Origin of the sequence: Sphingobacterium bovisgrunnientis (genome assembly GCF_009829085.1) — a bacterium.
GTDB lineage: Bacteria > Bacteroidota > Bacteroidia > Sphingobacteriales > Sphingobacteriaceae > Sphingobacterium > Sphingobacterium bovisgrunnientis.
The window spans coordinates 1-538 of sequence record NZ_WUQY01000116.1; the positions used below are offsets into that span (position 1 = coordinate 1).

A 538-nucleotide genomic window follows, 5' to 3' on the forward strand; every position below is an offset into this window, starting at 1 on the left:
GCAAAAGAACTCAAATTGAGAAGTCTTTAGGACCAGATGAAATTGATTCTCAACGCATTTCCTTCTACTTAGTAGAAGGAAATGAATTGAATGTCGTAAGAACAATTCCATTTGTTCTACATGTGGAAATCGATCCTAAAACTTATAAAGAAGCTATGACTTCTCGTGATAGCATGTTTTGGAAAGATGCAATCAAAGATGAAATGGATTCAATAATGTCAAATAATACTTGAGAGCTTGTCGATTTACCACACGGATCCAAACCTATTGGATGTAAATGGGTATTCAGGAGAAAATACAATGTTGATGGTTCTCTAAATACCTTTAAAGCTAGATTAGTAGCTAAAGGATATCGACAAAGAGAAGGAATAGATTATTTTGATACATATGCACCGGTAGCTAGAATAACATCGATAAGGATATTATTTGCACTAGTTTCGATACATGACTTGCATGTTCACCAAATAGATGTCAAGACGGCATTCTTGAATGGGGATCTCGATGAGGAAGTTTATATGGAACAACCTGAATGTTTTGC

Annotated in this window: 1 protein-coding gene; it reads left to right on the plus strand. The window is 34.9% G+C overall.

Translation table 11 applies throughout. The features are described 5' to 3' along the window. On the plus strand, positions 1 to 233 hold a 233-nt coding region (locus tag GOQ16_RS18480; RefSeq protein WP_160070433.1), incomplete at its 5' end, for a hypothetical protein. Positions 234 to 538: the final 305 nt, after the last annotated feature.